Origin of the sequence: Paraburkholderia sp. BL21I4N1, assembly GCF_002973525.1 — a bacterium.
Lineage (GTDB): Bacteria > Pseudomonadota > Gammaproteobacteria > Burkholderiales > Burkholderiaceae > Paraburkholderia.
Genome location: NZ_PVEN01000018.1, coordinates 84,415 through 99,583, shown reverse-complemented (window position 1 = coordinate 99,583; position 15,169 = coordinate 84,415). Strand labels below are relative to the sequence as shown.

Below are 15,169 nucleotides of genomic sequence, written 5' to 3'. Positions count from 1 at the left end.
GAGCGGTTGGATTGATGCGCTTCGGATTTGCGCGATTCGACCTGGCGTCGCGTTGCCCTGAGTCGCTCCGATTACGGCTACGACATTAAAAGAGCCATCCGCCTTTTGTCCTGACGACCCGACGGCCTGACCGTTATCCGCCGCCTGTTTATATCGAGGAACGCGCACTTGAATATCCCCGCTCACGCACCGCTTCACCTGCTGCACACGGCCGCTGTCGGCACGCTGGCCACGCACGCGCGCCAGCCGGAAGGGTTTCCTTATCCGTCGGTGCTGCCGTTCGCGCCTGACTTGCAGCATCGGCCGACGATTCTGGTGAGCCGCCTCGCCGAGCATACCCACAACCTGCACGCCGACCCGCGCGCCGGTTTTCTGGCGGTCGACGCGCCCGACGGTGACGTACTGAGCGGCCAGCGCGTCACGCTGCTAGGCATCTTCGAAGCGGTCGAATCGAGCCCGGAGATCGTGCGGCGCTACCTGCGCTACCACCCCGACGCGGAACGCTATCTGGTGCTCGGCGATTTCACGTTCTGGGTCATGCGGCTCGAACGTTTGCGTTATATCGGCGGTTTCGGCGCGATGGGCTGGCTGGGCGGCGCCGAACTCGATCCGTTGCCGCCGCTCGCTTTCGAAGAAGAGAACACGCTAATCGACCATTTCACCCTGCATGCCGGACACGTCGACGGATTGACATTGCTCGGCGTCGATCGATACGGCGCCGATCTGAGACGCGATGGCGTGCGCAGCCGGTTCGTCTTCGACGATGCCAAATTGAATACTGAAACCTTGCATGGGGCGCTAGAAGATTGCATCGAGCGCTACGCGAATTAGGTTTTATTGCGATTCGGGGAAAACACTCATGCGGCAATAACAGCACGGCGCGCGGGCCGCAATATGTTCCGACATTTCATGTTGAAGTTCTCATGCCATGAAATGTTGATGCTCGATCGTCATGGTAATTTTCATGTTTTGCGAGTTAATCTCATAATTAAGGATGCCGACTAGGAACTTTTAGCGAAATACCGAATAGGCCAATTGAAAGGGAGCGCGTAACAAGCGCATCCGTTGGAAATTTTTTGAAACGTTTCTAGATTAATTTTACGCGAACGCTTTTGTGGTCTTTCTATTTTGTGTTAATCTCGCCATCAAATTCCGAGGCATGATCACCTTCAAAGGGCAAGCTGGCTTAAGACTGGCAGTCATTTATCCATACCACAAGGGAACCTATGTCTTCCTACAAGGAACTACTCGCTCAGCGCGAGAAGCTTGAAAAGCAGATCGAAGAAGCGAAGTCGCGTGAATACGCGGAAGTGTTGAATGAAATCAAGCAAAAAATGGCCGACTACGGCATTTCGCTGACTGAACTCGGCGGTGGCCGCGCTGCGAAGGGCGCTAAAGCCGGCCGTCCGCGCGCAGGCGTTGCACCGAAGTATCGCGACCCGGATAGCGGCAGCACGTGGTCCGGCCGTGGTAAGCCGCCGCGTTGGATCGCAGGTCTGGATCGTGAGAAGTTTCTAATCCAGAAGTAATGCCGTGGGCCGGTAGCTAATTCCGCTGGCCTATAGGTATTACGAATCAAGTCAATCAGTTGCGCCAATAGCGCGCAGCGGTGACGAACCAGAAAACCGCGTACCTGTCAGGGCGCGGTTTTTTTATTGCGCTTGAAAACGGTGCTGGGTTTTGTCGCAAGCACATCGCAGCAGCGGAACACGAATGCTTTTCATTTTGATAAGCGGCTGATTTAAAAGGATTTTTTAGGGTCATTCCGATGCCTTGCGAGATGCGCCGGGTAGAATGCACGCATTGAGATTCTGTTACGGCTTCTTCGATGCCTTCCCTCGCCGCCGGCCAGTCCGCCGAAAAACATCGCGTTGCGCGCAAAAGTACCTTCGTCAGTATTGCGCTCAATACAGGGTTGATGACGCTGCAAATCGTCGTCGGCGTGGTTGCGCATTCGCAGGCGCTGGTCGCCGACGGGTTTCATTCGCTTGCCGATCTGATTTCCGATTTTGTCGTGCTGATTGCCAATCGGCATAGCGGTGCGAAGCCTGACGCCGATCACAATTACGGACATAGCCGCTATGAAACGGTGGCGTCATTATTTCTTGGCGCGCTGCTGATTGCAGTCGGCGCTGGGATGTTGTGGCGGGCCGGAACGCGCCTGGCCGATTTGCAGAGTATCCCGGCCGTCCATCTGAGCGCGCTCGCCGTCGCGGTGCTCGTCCTGATTTCGAAAGAAGGGCTGTTTCGCTACATGCTGCGCGAAGCGCAGCGCGTGCGTTCCGCCATGTTGATTGCCAATGCGTGGCATGCGCGTTCTGACGCGGCTTCGTCGTTGGTGGTCGCGATCGGCATTATTGGTAGTCTTGCCGGCGTGCGCTTGCTCGATCCGATTGCCGCGGCGATCGTTGGTTTCATGGTGGCGCGCATGGGTTGGACGTTCGGTTGGGACGCGCTGCAAGATCTATCCGACCGCGCGCTCGACGAAACCGCCACCGCCAACATGCGCGCGCTACTGCTGTCCACGCCGGGCGTACGCGACGTGCATGAGCTGCGCACTCGTAAGATGGGCGATTTTGCGCTGGTCGACGCGCATATCCTGGTCGATCCGCTGATCTCGGTGTCGGAGGGGCATTACATTGCCGAGTCGGCCCGCGTGCGCGTGCTGACCGACAGCCGCGTGCTCGACGCGCTGATCCATGTCGATCCGGAGAACGATGCGCTGGCGCGTCCGCCGGTCGATCTGCCCAGCCGCGAGAAAGTCTCTGCCGAAATCGACGCCGCGCTGGCCACGGTTGGCATGAAGGCGGCCGCGGTCGACCTTCACTACCTGAGCACGGGGCTCGATGTCGATCTGGTGCTGCCCTCGCGCACGCTGGGCGGCAGCGCGCCCGACCTCGCGAGCGTCGACCTGACGGCACTTAAAGGCCGCTTAGGCGCCCGCAAGCTGAACGTGCTACAGGAATGGGATATGAAGCTGGATGAAACCGGCGCTGCGAAAGCGGCGGATGTCGATCCGTCGGCCGATTTCGTCAAGACGCATTGACCGCACGGCGCCGGACAACGTCTCAATCGGCGCCTTTTCGGCTTAAAGCGGCAATTGCGTGTCGAACTTGATCTCGCGCAGCACGACGCTCGTGCGGACCTGCGCGACCGCCGGAATCTTGAAGATGCGTTCGTGTAGAAAGCTGTCGTACGCCTTGATGTCCGGCGCGACGATCTTGAGGATGTAATCGGATTCGCCGGTCGTGCTGTAGCACTCGGTGACTTCAGGACAGGTGGCGATTTCCCGTTCGAACTGCTCGACGCCGCCTTCGGTGTGGCGCGTCAAATGAATATGCGCCAGCGCGCACACATGCAGTCCCAGCTTCTCCCGATCAAGCAGCGCCGTGTAGCGCTGGATCACCCCCGACTGCTCCATGTCCTTGATGCGCCGCCAGCACGGCGTGCTCGACAGGCCGACCTGGTCGGAAATTTCTTGCACGGAGCGGCGTGCGTCCAACTGCAGCAGGCGCAGGATTTTTTGTGAGAACGTATCGAGTGTCAACTGCGCCTCCGTTAGCGTCGCCTATCAACGCATGGTAGAGGGCTCGAAAACGAAACGCAATGTAAAACGGCCTAGTCGAGGGAGATTACCTAATTTGCCGGTTTCTCAGCGGCGTTTTGTCCTGAGCCGTCCCCATCTTTAGCGGCTGCGAGCAGGGCCGCCTGACCGACGCGCAGATCCTTGAGCATGTTGCAGAAGAGCGCGCCCTGTTCGATCGCGTCGTCCAGCGCGACGTGCGTGTGCGGATGCTCGTCGAACCAGTGTTTTGGAAAGCGCGGCTTGATGTTCTTGCGATACGGCAGGCCGGTCATGGCGAACGCGAGCGTCTTGATGTCGAGCGCCGACCACGAAAACGGGCAACGGCCGACAAAACGCATCATGTACCAGAACATATAGGTGAAGTCGAAGCCGGCCGGCATCGCGACGAACACCGGCTTGCCCGGCAGCGCTTCGACCCACTCCACATAGGCGGTCAGCGCGGCGGCGGGATCCTGCAAGTCCTGGCGACAGGCAGCCCACGCTTCGGGCTGCGTCTTCCACCAAGCTTCCTGCACCGGATGCGGTTTCGCGCCGTCGAGCACCTCGAGATTCGCCGAGAACGTGGCGATCAGCTGCTTGTCTTCGGTATAGGCGGCCGAGGCGAAACTCAGCATCGAATGGGGACCGGGAATCGGGCCGTCCGCTTCGACGTCGGTGCTCACATAGATTTCGCTGCTCATGCCTCGACTCCGTCGGCGACGTACGGATTGCTGCGGCGCTCGGCGCCGAAGGTCGATGTGGGTCCATGGCCCGGCACGAAGGTGACGTCGTCGCCGAGCGGCCAGAGTTTTTCGCGGATCGAGCTCACAAGGTCCGCGTGATTGCCGCGCGGAAAATCCGTGCGGCCGATCGAGCCGGCGAACAGCACGTCGCCGACCAGCGCCAGTCGATGCGCGCGGCTGAAAAACACCACGTGACCGGGTGTGTGGCCGGGGCAGTGATAGACCTCGAGGGTTTCGTCGCCGAATTGCACGGTCTCGCCGTTCTGCAGCCAGCGATCCGGCTCGAACGCCTCGGCCGCCGGAAAGCCGAAGCGCGTGCTTTGATCCGGCAACTTGTCGAGCCAGAAACTTTCGTCGGGATGCGGGCCTTCGATCGGCACGCCGTAGTGGGTGGCCAGCGTCTTCGCGCCGGCGCAGTGATCGATGTGACCGTGCGTCAGGAACACTTTTTCGACCGTCACGTTCTGGCGCGCTATTTCGCCCTGGATGACATCGAGATCGCCGCCCGGATCGACGACGGCCGCGCGCCCGGTTGCCTCGCAAACGAGCAGCGAGCTGTTCTGCTGAAACGGCGTGACGGGGATCAAAGTGACTTTCATGGGTGACGGCGCCGCAGGGAAAACGTCGATTGTACCGGCCAGCGCGCCGCGCTCGCCGAGTGCCCGGAAGGCCCGCCCCAGCGGGCTTTGGCGCGCCTATTTTTGCAGCAAGCGTGAAAATTCATCAAGGTTTTCAAGCGCTTGTCATCTCAAAAATTTCTTTTGGGTATAATGCACCCCATGCCTAGGGAACTGGGCATGCCACAAGGCGATGCGTCCCCATCAAAAATGGGCACGCGGATCGCCACTCAAGTTTGGGCTGTCGCACTGCTGGACAGCCATCAAGTATCGATGCTTTCGATGCACACGTCTTGCCCAGCCAGGCGCCGCGCGCCTGCTACGGACTTAACTGCCGTGACGCTGGGTGGGGCCTACGCCGCCGTTCCTGTGCGCTGAGTTCCGCGCGCAAGAACGTGTTTGCCACGTTCGATGGCGGCATGTGGGGTCTGGTCAGGCTGCCGGGGACAGGTTGCGCCAGACGTGAAAATTAACCGTGCGGTAGCGGCCGATTGGGTCGCATCCGGGCTTTGACGTTCTGCGCATGTCTGCGCGGCGCGTTGTCGTCCATTGCCGCCGGAGTCGCAGGCAACACGCTCAACTTCGCGTGATGCGGCTCGACATTGTGATTGCACGTCTTATGAAAACTCGGTTATCCCGTGGTCTGGGGACTCTTTTTGCTTTTTTTGTGCTGGCTGGTTGCGCCACGCCTCCGGGCACCGCGAACACGTCCGCCAACGACGCGCCGCTCAGCACCAAAGCAGCGCAGGCAGGGAGCTTCGGACCGCAAGCCTTCGGTAGCGCGCCGGCCTCCGGCGCAAGCGCCGCGGGCTCGTCGCTGGCCGACGCCAAGCCTCTAACGGACGATGGTTCGGACATTTCGGACTTTCATCAAACCGGTCGCGCGTCGTGGTACGGCCGCGGCTTCCATGGCCGCCGCACCGCGAACGGCGAACGCTACGACATGCATGCGCTGACCGCCGCGCATCGCACGTTGCCGCTCGGCTCGTATGTGCGCGTGACCAATCCGGCCACGTCGCGTTCGGTCGTGGTGCGCATCAACGATCGTGGCCCGTATGCTCGCGGCCGTGTGATCGATCTGTCGATGGCCGCCGCGAGCGCGCTCGATATGCGTCACGCCGGCACGGCGCGTGTCAAGATCGAAGGTCTGACGCAGCAGGAAGCACGCGCCGAGCTGAACGAAACGCTGGCGTCGAACTCGGGTTCGAGCAGCGAGAAGTAATCGAAAGTCGATGGTGAGGCTGCGAGTGCGTGCGTGATAAGCGCGCTCGTAGCAGACGGAGGTGGCAGTTCATGCCATCTCTGTCAAAAAAGAAAAGGGCCACGAGGCCCTTTTCTTTTTTGTCCGACTTTTTTCTTCCGACCGCTTAGTCTTCTTCGTGGTCGTCTTCGTCTTCGTTGTCTTTCTTCAATGCCAGCGCGCGTGCGTACAGCGCGTTGCGCGACGCCCCAGTGATCGACGCCGCCACCTTAGCCGCGCTGCTCACCGTCAACTCTTCCAGCAGGATGCCCAGCAGCGCGTCGTGATCGTGTTCGCCGGTGGCTTCCGGCTGCGCGCCTTCCACCACCAGCACGAATTCGCCGCGCTGTCGGTTCGGATCGGCGGCGAGCCATGTTGGCCCTTCGGCCAGGGTGCCTTGGTGCAGCGCTTCGTGTAACTTTGTCAGCTCTCGCGCGATCAGCAGCTTGCGTTCGCCGCCGAAGGCGTCGGCCAGCGCCTGGACCGTCTCGACGATCCGGTGCGGCGCTTCATAGAACACCATCGCGTGAGTATGGCGCGCGAGTTCCTGCAACGCGGCGGCCCGCGCCTTTGGCTTGGGTGGCAGGAAGCCGAGGAACGAGAACGTCGCGACCCAGTCGCCGGCCGCGCTCAACGCCGTGGCAAGAGCGCTTGCTCCGGGCAGCGGAATCACCGGATAGCCGGCTTCGCGCACGGCGTCGACCAGTTTGGCGCCGGGGTCGGAGATGCCGGGCGTGCCCGCGTCGGACACGTAGGCCACGCGCTCGCCCGCTTGCAGATGTTCGATCAGGCGCTGCGCCGCGGCCCGCTCGTTGTGCTGATGCACCGCAACGAGCGGCTTCGAGATGCCGTAGCGTGCGAGCAGTTGGCCGGTGTTGCGGGTGTCTTCGGCCGCGATACGGTCCACCAGTCCGAGCACATGCAACGCGCGCAGCGTGACGTCGGCAATGTTGCCGATCGGCGTGGCCACCACATACAGCGCGGCGGTGGGGTACTGCTGCCCTTGCGCGAGTTCGGAGAGAGGAGTCATGAGGCAAAAGACGCAAACTGACAGAAAGAGGCCGCCATTGTGCCACGCAGCCTCGGAGGTTCTGGGGGCTGGGGACGGTGAGCGGGGAGTTGAGCGTTCGCAGGTCGCCATGGCGGGGCATACATCGGCGAAGGTATGCGCCGCGACCGTGACGCGAGCGGCGACGAGGGCATCGCAAAATGCGCTGGCGAGCATGCTCGCGTGTCCGCAGACGGCCACCGCATCACCGTCCAGTCCTGCCCCGCACAACTTTTCAAGATCGGCCGGGTCCAAACTCGTCGGCGCGGTTTTCGAGTTGCGGGCGCAGGAGTTTTTGCAGCGGCAGCGTTTGCGGTTCGTCGCGCGTAACGTGTCGTGCCGCGGCGGCGAGATCGATCTGGTTATGCGCGACCGTGACGGTGCGCTGGTGTTCGTCGAGGTCCGCGCGCGGGCGCAAGCTCAATTCGGCGGCGCGGCGGCGAGCATCGACTGGCGTAAGCAGCGGCGCATCGTGCGCGCGGCGCAGCATTATCTGGCCATTCATGGCCGCTGTTCGCACGATCAGCCCGCGTGCCGTTTCGACGTGGTCGCGTTCGAAGCCGGCCGGCTCGTCTGGTTGCGCGACGCGTTTCGTGCCGACGAAGTCTGAAGCCGCGCGCGGAGAACCCGCGTGAGTACGATAAACTTGCGCTCGCGTCCGGGCCACGGGGCGACGCGGATTGCGCGCAATGTCGGGTACTTTGCGATGCATCGACGCTACCGCGCCACGTTACCGGCCAGCTTTACCGGCGCAGCATCACTCGCAATACGACTTCACAACACGGCCGCGCAGTGCGGCTCATTCGCGGTAGAAGATAGAGACTCGATGTCAGTCGAACGCATTCAACAACACTTCCGCGACAGCGCGGCAGTCAAACTCGAAGCCCTCGAAACCCTGTCGATGCCGATCGCCGCAGCGATCGACACGATGTTCGGCGCGCTCGCCAACGGCAACCGCATTCTGGCGTGCGGCAACGGCGGCTCGGCGGCCGACGCGCAACACTTCGCTGCCGAGCTGATTGGCCGCTTCGAACGTGAACGGCCCGGCTTGCCGGCAATCGCGCTGAGCACGGATACGTCCGTGCTGACCGCCATCGCCAACGACTATTCGTTCGAGCAGATTTTTTCGAAGCAGGTCTGGGCGCTCGGCCAGCCGGGCGACGTGCTGCTGGCCATCACCACGTCCGGCAATTCGGCCAACGTGCTGGCCGCGATCGAAGCCGCGCACGAGCGCGAAATGATCGTGGTCGCGCTGACCGGCAAGGGCGGCGGCCGCATGCAAGATGTATTGAGCGATACCGACATCCACGTTTGCGTGCCGTCGGATCGCACCGCGCGTATTCAGGAAGTGCATTTGCTGACCATCCATTGTCTGTGCGACGGCATCGATGCCATGTTGCTGGGCGAAGACTGAGATTGATTCCGAAGGAGAGCTAGTTGATGAGCGTATTCCGCGTCAAGAAGACACTGGTGAGAACCGTGCTGGTGGTGGGGTTCGCGGCGGGGCTGTCCGCGACGTTGCAGGGTTGCTTTCTCGCCGTTGCCGGCGCGGCGGGCGGCGGCGCGCTGGTGGCGACCGATCGGCGCACGCTTGGCGCGCAGACCGAAGATCGCGAGTTGCAGGTGAAGGCGCTCTCGCAGATCAGCCAGAATCTGCCGGACAACGCGCACGTCAACGTCGCGGTGTTCAATCGTCGCGTGTTGCTGACCGGCGAAGTCGCGGGCGACGTGTCGAAGCAGCGTGCCGAGACGATCGTGCGTGGCTTGAACAACGTCAACACGATCGTGAACGAACTGGCGATCATGCCGGCCAGTTCGTTCTCGTCGCGCACCAACGACACCTATCTGGAAACGCGAGTGAAGACCGCGCTGATCGCCGAGAAGAATATTTCGGCGAACAATTTCAAGGTGGTGGCCGAGCGTGGCTCGGTGTACCTGATGGGTCTCGTCACGATGGACGAGGGCAATCGCGGCGCCGACGTCGCGAGCCGCGTGCCGGGCGTGGTGCAGGTCGTGAAGCTGTTCCAGTACATTCAGCCGCAGGAAGCCGCGGCCGCGGCGGCAGCAGCAGCGGCTGCACCGACGCCCGCCGCGTCGCAGCCGGACGCGAATGCGCCGACTGTCGGCGCGATTCCGGATTCGTCGGTGAGCTCGCGACCGCTCGATCAGCAGGCGCCGGCGCCGGTTACCAATTCGAACGCGGTGCATCCGGGTAATCCGAAAGCGACTACGCCATGAAGCGCGGTGTGATCGTTGCCGGGTCGGTTTTGGTCGGGGCGGTGGTGGGCTTGTTTGTGTCCAGCGCGCATGCTGCCGATGCGCCGCGTGGGCAGAGTATCGCTAACGCGAATGCTTGCATGGGATGTCATGCGGTGGACCGCAAACTGGTGGGTCCGTCGTTCCAGCAGATCGCCGCGAAATATAAGGGCGATGCGCAGGCGCCGGCCAAACTGGCGAGTAAGGTAAAGAACGGTGGCTCCGGCGTGTGGGGCATGATTCCGATGCCCGCGCACCAGTCGATGAGCGATGCGGATATTCGGACGGTGGTCGATTGGGTGCTGAAGGGGGCGCCGTCGAAGTGATGGTTTGGTGGGGTTTGGGGCTAGGCAAAATGGAAAATGCCTGTGCTAGAATTGTTTGCAGGTCGGGGGGGTAGCTCAGCTGGGAGAGCGTCGCGTTCGCAATGCGAAGGTCGGGAGTTCGATCCTCCTCCTCTCCACCATGGAATTCTCTTTAAAACCGGCCACTTAGGCCGGTTTTTTATTGTCTACTGCTTATATCAATCGCGGTCGTTTTGGGTCGCTTTTGGTCAATTAGCGTCCCAAACTTGTCCCGCGCGAATCCCTTGTCGAACCGACCGATGCGGCCTTTGTGGTTCAGTTCTGCTTCCGCTCGCGGGAGCGTCGTCTGTTGACTGATCTACGCACACCATACACAATCCAGAGTACTCGATCTTTGACTTGATCACACCGATCAAGGCCCGTGTGGATAAGCACCCTCCGCGCGCGGTTAACGACATGTCAACCGACCGATTACGAACGGCGTCGGCGCAGCGCAAGACAGAGCGCTGCAGGACATGGCGAAGGGGCCACTGAGGGCCATTCGGCCCGCCTCCTGGTACAACGCTGCGGCGTCTGGGCCATTGGCTGGTGCGCACGTTCGGTAGCTCACATGCACATATTGCTTGTGGGCCGCCGGAGTTCGCCCATGCCGACAGATTTTCCCATCGAGTTGCTGACGCTAGGTCAGCTATGCCCTCTCCTCCACAGAAAGCCTGCGACCGTCTACGCAGACATTGCCGCGAAGCGCTTCGATCGCCTGCCGCCGATCGTGCGATTGCCCGGTCAACGAAAGTTGTTTTGGCGCAAGCAGGACGTTCTCGATTGGATTGACCAGCACGTCCAACCAGCGGTCGCTGCTACCGTAGTCGCGCCCAATTTCCGCAACGCTAATCGAAAGACGGATCCGATAACCGAGTCTCAGCAATCGCGGCGAATCGGGCGACCGACGAAACGACAACAGTTCGAACGTTTGGCGGCGGCGCGGGAGGGCAGATGAACTCCTCGGATGAGCAGACCTTGCCGCTAGTTGCCGGGGGTGTTCACCCGCCTCTTTCAAATCGTCAACCGATGCATGACGTGCATAAGCGTCCCGTTAACGACCGCTCGACGTGCCGCGAGCGAGAGGTGGCTGGTTCAATGAAATCTGCGGCCGACACGATCTTCGCGCATTCGCCGGAGATCGTACAGCGGTCGGTTGCGCAACAGGCCAAGCAGGCTGCGCAGCGAGCAAAGCTGGACGCGGCTATAGCGGAGAGCGTAGCCAATCAACAGATGTCGCTTCCTTTCTGGCCCGCGAAGTTTCGTGCGCTGCCGAATGAAGTTTTCCGATCAGCTCTCTTCAACGCACGCAATAAATGTAGGAAACGCGAGTATCTGAAAGAGCGTGACATCTACGTCATCGGTGACGGCCGGATCACATACACGGGTGAGGAGCTACGACAGGATGATGAGACGGTCTGGCTTCAACTGATTCAGCTCGCCAAGTCTCAGCCGCTTGGCGAAAGCGTGCGGTTCACCGCACGTTCTTTTCTCTTGGCCATCGGATGGCCAGTCAAAAGCCAAAGCTATACACGTTTGCGTGATTGCCTGACGCGTATGCAAGCCACATCGTTGCAGGTGATAGTAAAGCGACTCGGCGGTAGCAACGAAAAAGGCGCGGAAGATGGCAGGGCGATGTCGATGATCCCTGCATTCGAGTGGCGCGACGCCCGTACCGGTGTCGCACTCAAGCAGTACAGGGTGCAATTGGCCCCGCAACTGGTCGACCTGTACGGCGGAAAGGGCTATTTCACCCGAGTTGAGTGGGCACAGCGGCTCGATCTGCCGCCTGGACTCGCAACATGGCTACATGGTTACTTTGCGAGCCATGAAGTGCCGTTCCCGATCAAGGTGGGGACCATCAAGGCAGGGGCGGGGCTGACAACTACGACGCAGAAGCATCTGCGCGAACTTGTAAAAGCCGCCCTGAATGAACTCGAGCGAGTGGGTTTTTTGAAAGACTTTTCTGTTGGTCCAGACGGTCTCGTGAAGGTCGAGCGACTGCATGACCTTTGACCGACCGAAGTATGACCTTTGGCCGGCCGGCCATGACCTTTGACCGGCCGGAGTGTGACCTTTGACCGGCCGGACTATGACCTTTGACCGGCATACGATTTCTTCAAATCCTTTCTGCAAGGGGCTAAGCGGTCAGTTTCGGCAACCCATAACAGTTTACTAACCTCTCTTTAACCGTAAACCGTCCCCGCGCTGTGGAAAAGCTATGGAGAACTCAGCAGAGAATTTCGCCTCGGCTTACTTCGTCCCACCGTGGAAAAGAACAAGTGCGCGCCTGCGGCGCGTGATCAGCCCTGGTAAAACACCGTCGGTCAACAACCGCCCAGCCGGATTGCCCGGCCTTGAAGGCCGGTCGGCGCTCTCCCGCCGCCCTGCGGGCGGCGGTGCCCGTGCGCCTCAATCCGGGCTCGTGGCACTCGCGATGCCGAATCGTCGATCAACGGCTTGGGCTTGCAGAGATGGGCCTATGGTCGGCAGACCTTATCACTAAGGCAAGCCGCATCGCGGCGCGTCAGGCCGAAGGCAACGCTCGCGAGGAGCCGGTGGGCGGGTGCAGGACGCCGGCTACCAAGCCGGCGCTGTCCACGCCCTTGCGGTGTGGGCAGTGCTCCCATCCACGGGCGGGCGCGGAACGACCTCTGCCGCGCGAAGCGACGGTTCGACTAGCCAAGCAATAGCAGGTGCCCAGATGTCGTTTTCTGGGCGGGCCGCGACCAAATAACCTCAGCATCCTTGCGAAAACACAGGGCGGTAGGTTGCTGTCAAATGTTCCACGAAAAAATTCGAGATTTTCCCAAACGCCTGTCGCAAAAGGCTTTGCGGCGCCCAAGGCAAACATGTTCCACGCACCCATAGAGCGCTTGGCTCTGTCAACGTAGTAGCCCTGACATAACAACGCTTATGTCAGATTTCGCCGGATCATCGTCATAGAAATGACGTTGTACGTAATCATGAGGTGAACCGCTGTTGCGAATTGCGAGAGCTTCGAGGCAACATACGAAGGGAGCTTGGCGAGGTTATTTGGTCGCGCTCGCTGGCTGCATGGAAGGCTGCTTCGACTCGACAATGCTGTGCCCTTTGCTGCTACACACCCGGACAGATTCGCAGCCACGGTCCCAGCGCGTCGCGCACGCATTGTTGGCATAGGTCAATGCTGACTGTAGCGCCGTCGCCGAACACTGAGAAGTAGCCGCCCCGGTACTCGACGCTCAGCTTTTCATGCCAATCGTCATCGCCAGGCGTTAGCCTTCGACCACAACGATCGCAGGCGCAGGCTGCAACTTCCTGCACAATCTTATCTCGGTATTCGAGCATGACCGTTCCCGTGCGTAAGACCAGAAGGTAAGGACCGAGCGTGTCCGCTCAATGCCTTGCGTCAGTAATATCGCGACGATGAGCACTACCAATGCGGAAGATTGCCCCGAAGCCAGTCGGACCAGTCCGACGCATGCGCACATTCGCTTTCGCCGACGATCGCTGGACAGCCCGAGCCGTGAAGAGCCGCGCGAAACTGATCTCGCCATGGTTGCGGAATGTCGGCGGGACGAACGTAATACGGGTGGCCTTCGCGCTCGATCACGCGCACCGCGTGCAGTGCAGCGAGCCGCTCAGCAGCTTGCCCGAGCTGATTGAGGCGGAAGTTCAACGCGATCTTGTCTCCCGTGGCCGGTGCCGTGTCCCCCTCTCGCCAGTCGGGCATCGAGACATGGGCATGCCGCACACCTGCGGCAAACAGCAGCTCGGCCAGTTCGCGCCCGTCGCGCGCTTCAAACGTTGCCCCGGTTGCGAGCACCGTGCCAACCAGCAGATCACGAACCGGGTCATAGACGACCCTTGCCTGAATCTGGGCTTCTCCGGAGTCGACCGAGAACTGACTATTTGTCCGGATCGCAAGCCATCTCCCAGCGCTCAGATGGCACGATGGTATGCAGGCCAAGCTGTTTCGCGGTTTCGATCGGTAGGCGCAGTCGCACAGTGCCCGCTTTGTCCCACGGGCTGTCGATCATCACCACGTCAACCTGCACGCCTTCCAGTTCCAGATACACCACGCCCATCTCGAACACTTCTTCGTAGAGATGCCACGATGGTTTGCCGCCTTCGGAATTCTGATGCGCAAGAGTCGCTTTGGTGCTCATGGGTAACGGCCTGTATAGGTAACGACTGCCAGTGTAGCGGGGGACCGAGCTCATAGAACCGACCGAGAGCAGAGTCTCCTGAAGGTCTGGACCCTAGCGCTTGCGCGGCTGTTCGTCAAAGTAGCGGCCGAGGAACTCCACTACCGTAGGGCCATCGATGATCTTCGCGCGGCGCAAAGCGATGACCGGCTTTTCGGTCTCGTCGGGCACGACCTCGTCATCGGACAGCCGCGTGACGAGTTGCGCAAGCGCAGCAGTGCCGTCCGTTACATCCGCTACGCCGTGACATTTCGCCAGATCGGCAATGAACTCGCGCAGGCCGGTTATTGGAATCTCAAGCGTCACGGCGACCTCCAGTGCGGGCGAACTGCCCGGAAACGGCTAACAGCACCGCGAGGCGGCGAACGTGATCAGTGCAGCGGTATTCGACAGTGTAATGAGGGAATGCACTGGCAAGATGTACCGATGAACGATACCACTTTGTGTATCCTCCCGGCCTCAGTCGCGTGAAAACGGCGGCATGCCCGCTGATTGTGACGACATGGACAGGATGCCGTTCGGCCTGCGCCGCAGCCGTGAGGTTATTTGGTCGCGCTTGCGCGATGCAGTAGCCGAAATCAACACTTTCGAGGTTCCGGCAGGTGGGCGTATGCTTATATGAAAAGGAGAGGAAGCCATGCCAGCCGATAAACTAGGTAGCTATATGCAGAGCCTTGAGTTTCTGAAGCGAGCCAACGCAGCCGTCTTTGAAGCTGTGCGTAAACTTGAGGCCAAGGGTATCCAACCCGCCTATCTCGACAGGAAGACGGGTCGAATCGTTGGTCACTGTGATGACGCCGCGCGCGCAAACGATTCTTGCGAGGGTCGGCGAGTTCCCGATCTATTGAGCGGAGAAGATCCGATCCAAGGAGCCGGGAAATGAGCGATAACGGGGCAGCGCTTGGCAGGGCATTCGCGGCCGAACGGACCGCAGCAGACTGGAAGGCTTATGCGAGAAAGCTCGAGCAACAACTGTTGGCTGTGGAAGCGAACCTCGCGGGTAATAAGGCACTCAAGGACGCGGCTCTGCGCGAACTGGCAAAGGTCGATCCAGCAAATTACTTGATGGTGCAACAGAATCGTCAACGAGTGTACGACAAGGATTTTGACGCGTTCATAGCGTCGATTCGCGCCGCGTAGCATGTACCAAAAAAGGAGCCCGTGGG

The 15,169-nt window shown here is 60.7% G+C and carries 19 protein-coding genes and 1 tRNA gene; 13 read left to right on the top strand and 7 right to left on the bottom strand.

What is annotated here, in order from left to right; genetic code table 11:
- The first annotated feature begins 168 nt into the window (after window positions 1–168).
- The 3 genes from B0G83_RS31735 to B0G83_RS31725 all read left to right on the top strand — a co-directional run bounded on the left by B0G83_RS31735 (window position 169) and on the right by B0G83_RS31725 (window position 3,046).
- Window positions 169–831, top strand: a complete 663-nt coding sequence (locus B0G83_RS31735; RefSeq protein ID WP_105511292.1) for a HugZ family protein — start codon at window positions 169–171, stop codon at window positions 829–831.
- A 395-nt stretch (window positions 832–1,226) separates the two neighbouring features.
- On the top strand, window positions 1,227–1,529 hold the full coding sequence (locus B0G83_RS31730; RefSeq protein ID WP_035553963.1) for an H-NS family nucleoid-associated regulatory protein: 303 nt from the start codon (window positions 1,227–1,229) through the stop codon (window positions 1,527–1,529).
- Between the two features lie 299 nt (window positions 1,530–1,828).
- Window positions 1,829–3,046, top strand: coding sequence for a cation diffusion facilitator family transporter (locus B0G83_RS31725; protein ID WP_105511291.1), 1,218 nt, complete (start codon window positions 1,829–1,831; stop codon window positions 3,044–3,046).
- Between the two features lie 42 nt (window positions 3,047–3,088).
- Here B0G83_RS31725 and B0G83_RS31720 read toward each other — a convergent pair whose 3' ends face one another.
- The 3 genes from B0G83_RS31720 to B0G83_RS31710 all read right to left on the bottom strand — a co-directional run bounded on the left by B0G83_RS31720 (window position 3,089) and on the right by B0G83_RS31710 (window position 4,907).
- Window positions 3,089–3,547 carry an Lrp/AsnC family transcriptional regulator gene (locus B0G83_RS31720; RefSeq protein WP_012431468.1) on the bottom strand — a complete coding sequence of 153 codons (459 nt, stop codon included), beginning with the start codon at window positions 3,545–3,547 and terminating at the stop codon, window positions 3,089–3,091.
- A gap of 89 nt (window positions 3,548–3,636) precedes the next feature.
- Window positions 3,637–4,266, bottom strand: coding sequence for an exonuclease (locus tag B0G83_RS31715; protein WP_105511290.1), 630 nt, complete (start codon window positions 4,264–4,266; stop codon window positions 3,637–3,639).
- Window positions 4,263–4,907, bottom strand: a complete 645-nt coding sequence (locus B0G83_RS31710) for an MBL fold metallo-hydrolase (protein WP_105511289.1) — start codon at window positions 4,905–4,907, stop codon at window positions 4,263–4,265. Before B0G83_RS31710 ends, B0G83_RS31715 begins: the two co-directional genes overlap by 4 nt.
- 637 nt (window positions 4,908–5,544) lie before the next feature.
- Between B0G83_RS31710 and B0G83_RS31700 the strand changes: the two genes are divergently transcribed.
- Window positions 5,545–6,147 carry a septal ring lytic transglycosylase RlpA family protein gene (locus B0G83_RS31700; RefSeq protein WP_374954957.1) on the top strand — a complete coding sequence of 201 codons (603 nt, stop codon included), beginning with the start codon at window positions 5,545–5,547 and terminating at the stop codon, window positions 6,145–6,147.
- Between the two features lie 145 nt (window positions 6,148–6,292).
- Here B0G83_RS31700 and rsmI read toward each other — a convergent pair whose 3' ends face one another.
- The gene (rsmI, locus tag B0G83_RS31695; protein ID WP_105511286.1) at window positions 6,293–7,195 is read right to left on the bottom strand and encodes a 16S rRNA (cytidine(1402)-2'-O)-methyltransferase; all 903 of its coding nucleotides are present in this window, start codon (window positions 7,193–7,195) and stop codon (window positions 6,293–6,295) included.
- Between the two features lie 193 nt (window positions 7,196–7,388).
- Here rsmI and B0G83_RS31690 point away from each other — a divergent pair, with 193 nt between their 5' ends.
- From B0G83_RS31690 to trfA, 7 genes are all read left to right on the top strand, one after another.
- Window positions 7,389–7,823 carry a YraN family protein gene (locus B0G83_RS31690; protein WP_105511336.1) on the top strand — a complete coding sequence of 145 codons (435 nt, stop codon included), beginning with the start codon at window positions 7,389–7,391 and terminating at the stop codon, window positions 7,821–7,823.
- A 216-nt stretch (window positions 7,824–8,039) separates the two neighbouring features.
- Window positions 8,040–8,627: a phosphoheptose isomerase gene (locus B0G83_RS31685; RefSeq protein WP_105511285.1), complete on the top strand. Its 588-nt coding sequence runs from the start codon at window positions 8,040–8,042 to the stop codon at window positions 8,625–8,627.
- Window positions 8,628–8,653: 26 nt separating this feature from the next.
- Window positions 8,654–9,451: a BON domain-containing protein gene (locus B0G83_RS31680; RefSeq protein WP_105511284.1), complete on the top strand. Its 798-nt coding sequence runs from the start codon at window positions 8,654–8,656 to the stop codon at window positions 9,449–9,451.
- Window positions 9,448–9,795: a c-type cytochrome gene (locus tag B0G83_RS31675; protein ID WP_105511283.1), complete on the top strand. Its 348-nt coding sequence runs from the start codon at window positions 9,448–9,450 to the stop codon at window positions 9,793–9,795. The genes B0G83_RS31680 and B0G83_RS31675 overlap by 4 nt, the downstream gene beginning before the upstream one ends.
- A 64-nt stretch (window positions 9,796–9,859) precedes the next feature.
- Window positions 9,860–9,935: transfer RNA gene (locus tag B0G83_RS31670), tRNA-Ala, on the top strand.
- 485 nt (window positions 9,936–10,420) lie between these two features.
- Complete coding sequence (locus B0G83_RS31665; protein WP_105511282.1) at window positions 10,421–10,771, top strand: AlpA family transcriptional regulator; 351 nt, start codon at window positions 10,421–10,423, stop codon at window positions 10,769–10,771.
- Window positions 10,768–11,829, top strand: a complete 1,062-nt coding sequence (gene trfA, locus B0G83_RS31660) for a plasmid replication initiator TrfA (RefSeq protein ID WP_105511281.1) — start codon at window positions 10,768–10,770, stop codon at window positions 11,827–11,829. The genes B0G83_RS31665 and trfA overlap by 4 nt, the downstream gene beginning before the upstream one ends.
- 1,399 nt (window positions 11,830–13,228) lie before the next feature.
- Here the strand turns inward: trfA and B0G83_RS31650 are convergent.
- From B0G83_RS31650 to B0G83_RS31640, 3 genes are all read right to left on the bottom strand, one after another.
- Window positions 13,229–13,621, bottom strand: a complete 393-nt coding sequence (locus B0G83_RS31650) for a hypothetical protein (protein WP_105511279.1) — start codon at window positions 13,619–13,621, stop codon at window positions 13,229–13,231.
- Between the two features lie 82 nt (window positions 13,622–13,703).
- Entirely contained in the window at window positions 13,704–13,964 is a 261-nt protein-coding gene (locus B0G83_RS31645) for a hypothetical protein (protein ID WP_105511278.1), read from the bottom strand.
- A 93-nt stretch (window positions 13,965–14,057) separates the two neighbouring features.
- A complete protein-coding gene (locus B0G83_RS31640) occupies window positions 14,058–14,309 on the bottom strand; it encodes a hypothetical protein (protein ID WP_105511277.1) in 252 nt (83 codons plus the stop codon).
- Window positions 14,310–14,640: 331 nt separating this feature from the next.
- On the opposite strand from B0G83_RS31640, the gene B0G83_RS31635 reads away from it, so the two are divergent.
- Together B0G83_RS31635 and B0G83_RS31630 are read left to right on the top strand one after the other, a co-directional pair.
- The gene (locus tag B0G83_RS31635; protein ID WP_105511276.1) at window positions 14,641–14,886 is read left to right on the top strand and encodes a hypothetical protein; all 246 of its coding nucleotides are present in this window, start codon (window positions 14,641–14,643) and stop codon (window positions 14,884–14,886) included.
- Window positions 14,883–15,143 carry a hypothetical protein gene (locus tag B0G83_RS31630; protein ID WP_105511275.1) on the top strand — a complete coding sequence of 87 codons (261 nt, stop codon included), beginning with the start codon at window positions 14,883–14,885 and terminating at the stop codon, window positions 15,141–15,143. The genes B0G83_RS31635 and B0G83_RS31630 overlap by 4 nt, the downstream gene beginning before the upstream one ends.
- The last annotated feature ends 26 nt before the right edge of the window (window positions 15,144–15,169 follow it).

What these genes read in the sequence shown, in the direction of transcription:
- B0G83_RS31690 (WP_105511336.1), top strand. Translation starts at nt 7,389, where the DNA reads ATGCTCGCGTGTCCGCAGACGGCCACCGCATCACCGTCCAGTCCTGCC.
- rsmI (WP_105511286.1), bottom strand. Translation starts at nt 7,195, where the DNA reads ATGACTCCTCTCTCCGAACTCGCGCAAGGGCAGCAGTACCCCACCGCC.
- B0G83_RS31710 (WP_105511289.1), bottom strand. Translation starts at nt 4,907, where the DNA reads ATGAAAGTCACTTTGATCCCCGTCACGCCGTTTCAGCAGAACAGCTCG.
- B0G83_RS31700 (WP_374954957.1), top strand. Translation starts at nt 5,545, where the DNA reads ATGAAAACTCGGTTATCCCGTGGTCTGGGGACTCTTTTTGCTTTTTTT.
- B0G83_RS31730 (WP_035553963.1), top strand. Translation starts at nt 1,227, where the DNA reads ATGTCTTCCTACAAGGAACTACTCGCTCAGCGCGAGAAGCTTGAAAAG.
- B0G83_RS31630 (WP_105511275.1), top strand. Translation starts at nt 14,883, where the DNA reads ATGAGCGATAACGGGGCAGCGCTTGGCAGGGCATTCGCGGCCGAACGG.
- B0G83_RS31725 (WP_105511291.1), top strand. Translation starts at nt 1,829, where the DNA reads ATGCCTTCCCTCGCCGCCGGCCAGTCCGCCGAAAAACATCGCGTTGCG.
- B0G83_RS31635 (WP_105511276.1), top strand. Translation starts at nt 14,641, where the DNA reads ATGCCAGCCGATAAACTAGGTAGCTATATGCAGAGCCTTGAGTTTCTG.
- B0G83_RS31675 (WP_105511283.1), top strand. Translation starts at nt 9,448, where the DNA reads ATGAAGCGCGGTGTGATCGTTGCCGGGTCGGTTTTGGTCGGGGCGGTG.
- B0G83_RS31685 (WP_105511285.1), top strand. Translation starts at nt 8,040, where the DNA reads ATGTCAGTCGAACGCATTCAACAACACTTCCGCGACAGCGCGGCAGTC.
- B0G83_RS31665 (WP_105511282.1), top strand. Translation starts at nt 10,421, where the DNA reads ATGCCGACAGATTTTCCCATCGAGTTGCTGACGCTAGGTCAGCTATGC.
- trfA (WP_105511281.1), top strand. Translation starts at nt 10,768, where the DNA reads ATGAACTCCTCGGATGAGCAGACCTTGCCGCTAGTTGCCGGGGGTGTT.
- B0G83_RS31680 (WP_105511284.1), top strand. Translation starts at nt 8,654, where the DNA reads ATGAGCGTATTCCGCGTCAAGAAGACACTGGTGAGAACCGTGCTGGTG.
- B0G83_RS31645 (WP_105511278.1), bottom strand. Translation starts at nt 13,964, where the DNA reads ATGAGCACCAAAGCGACTCTTGCGCATCAGAATTCCGAAGGCGGCAAA.
- B0G83_RS31715 (WP_105511290.1), bottom strand. Translation starts at nt 4,266, where the DNA reads ATGAGCAGCGAAATCTATGTGAGCACCGACGTCGAAGCGGACGGCCCG.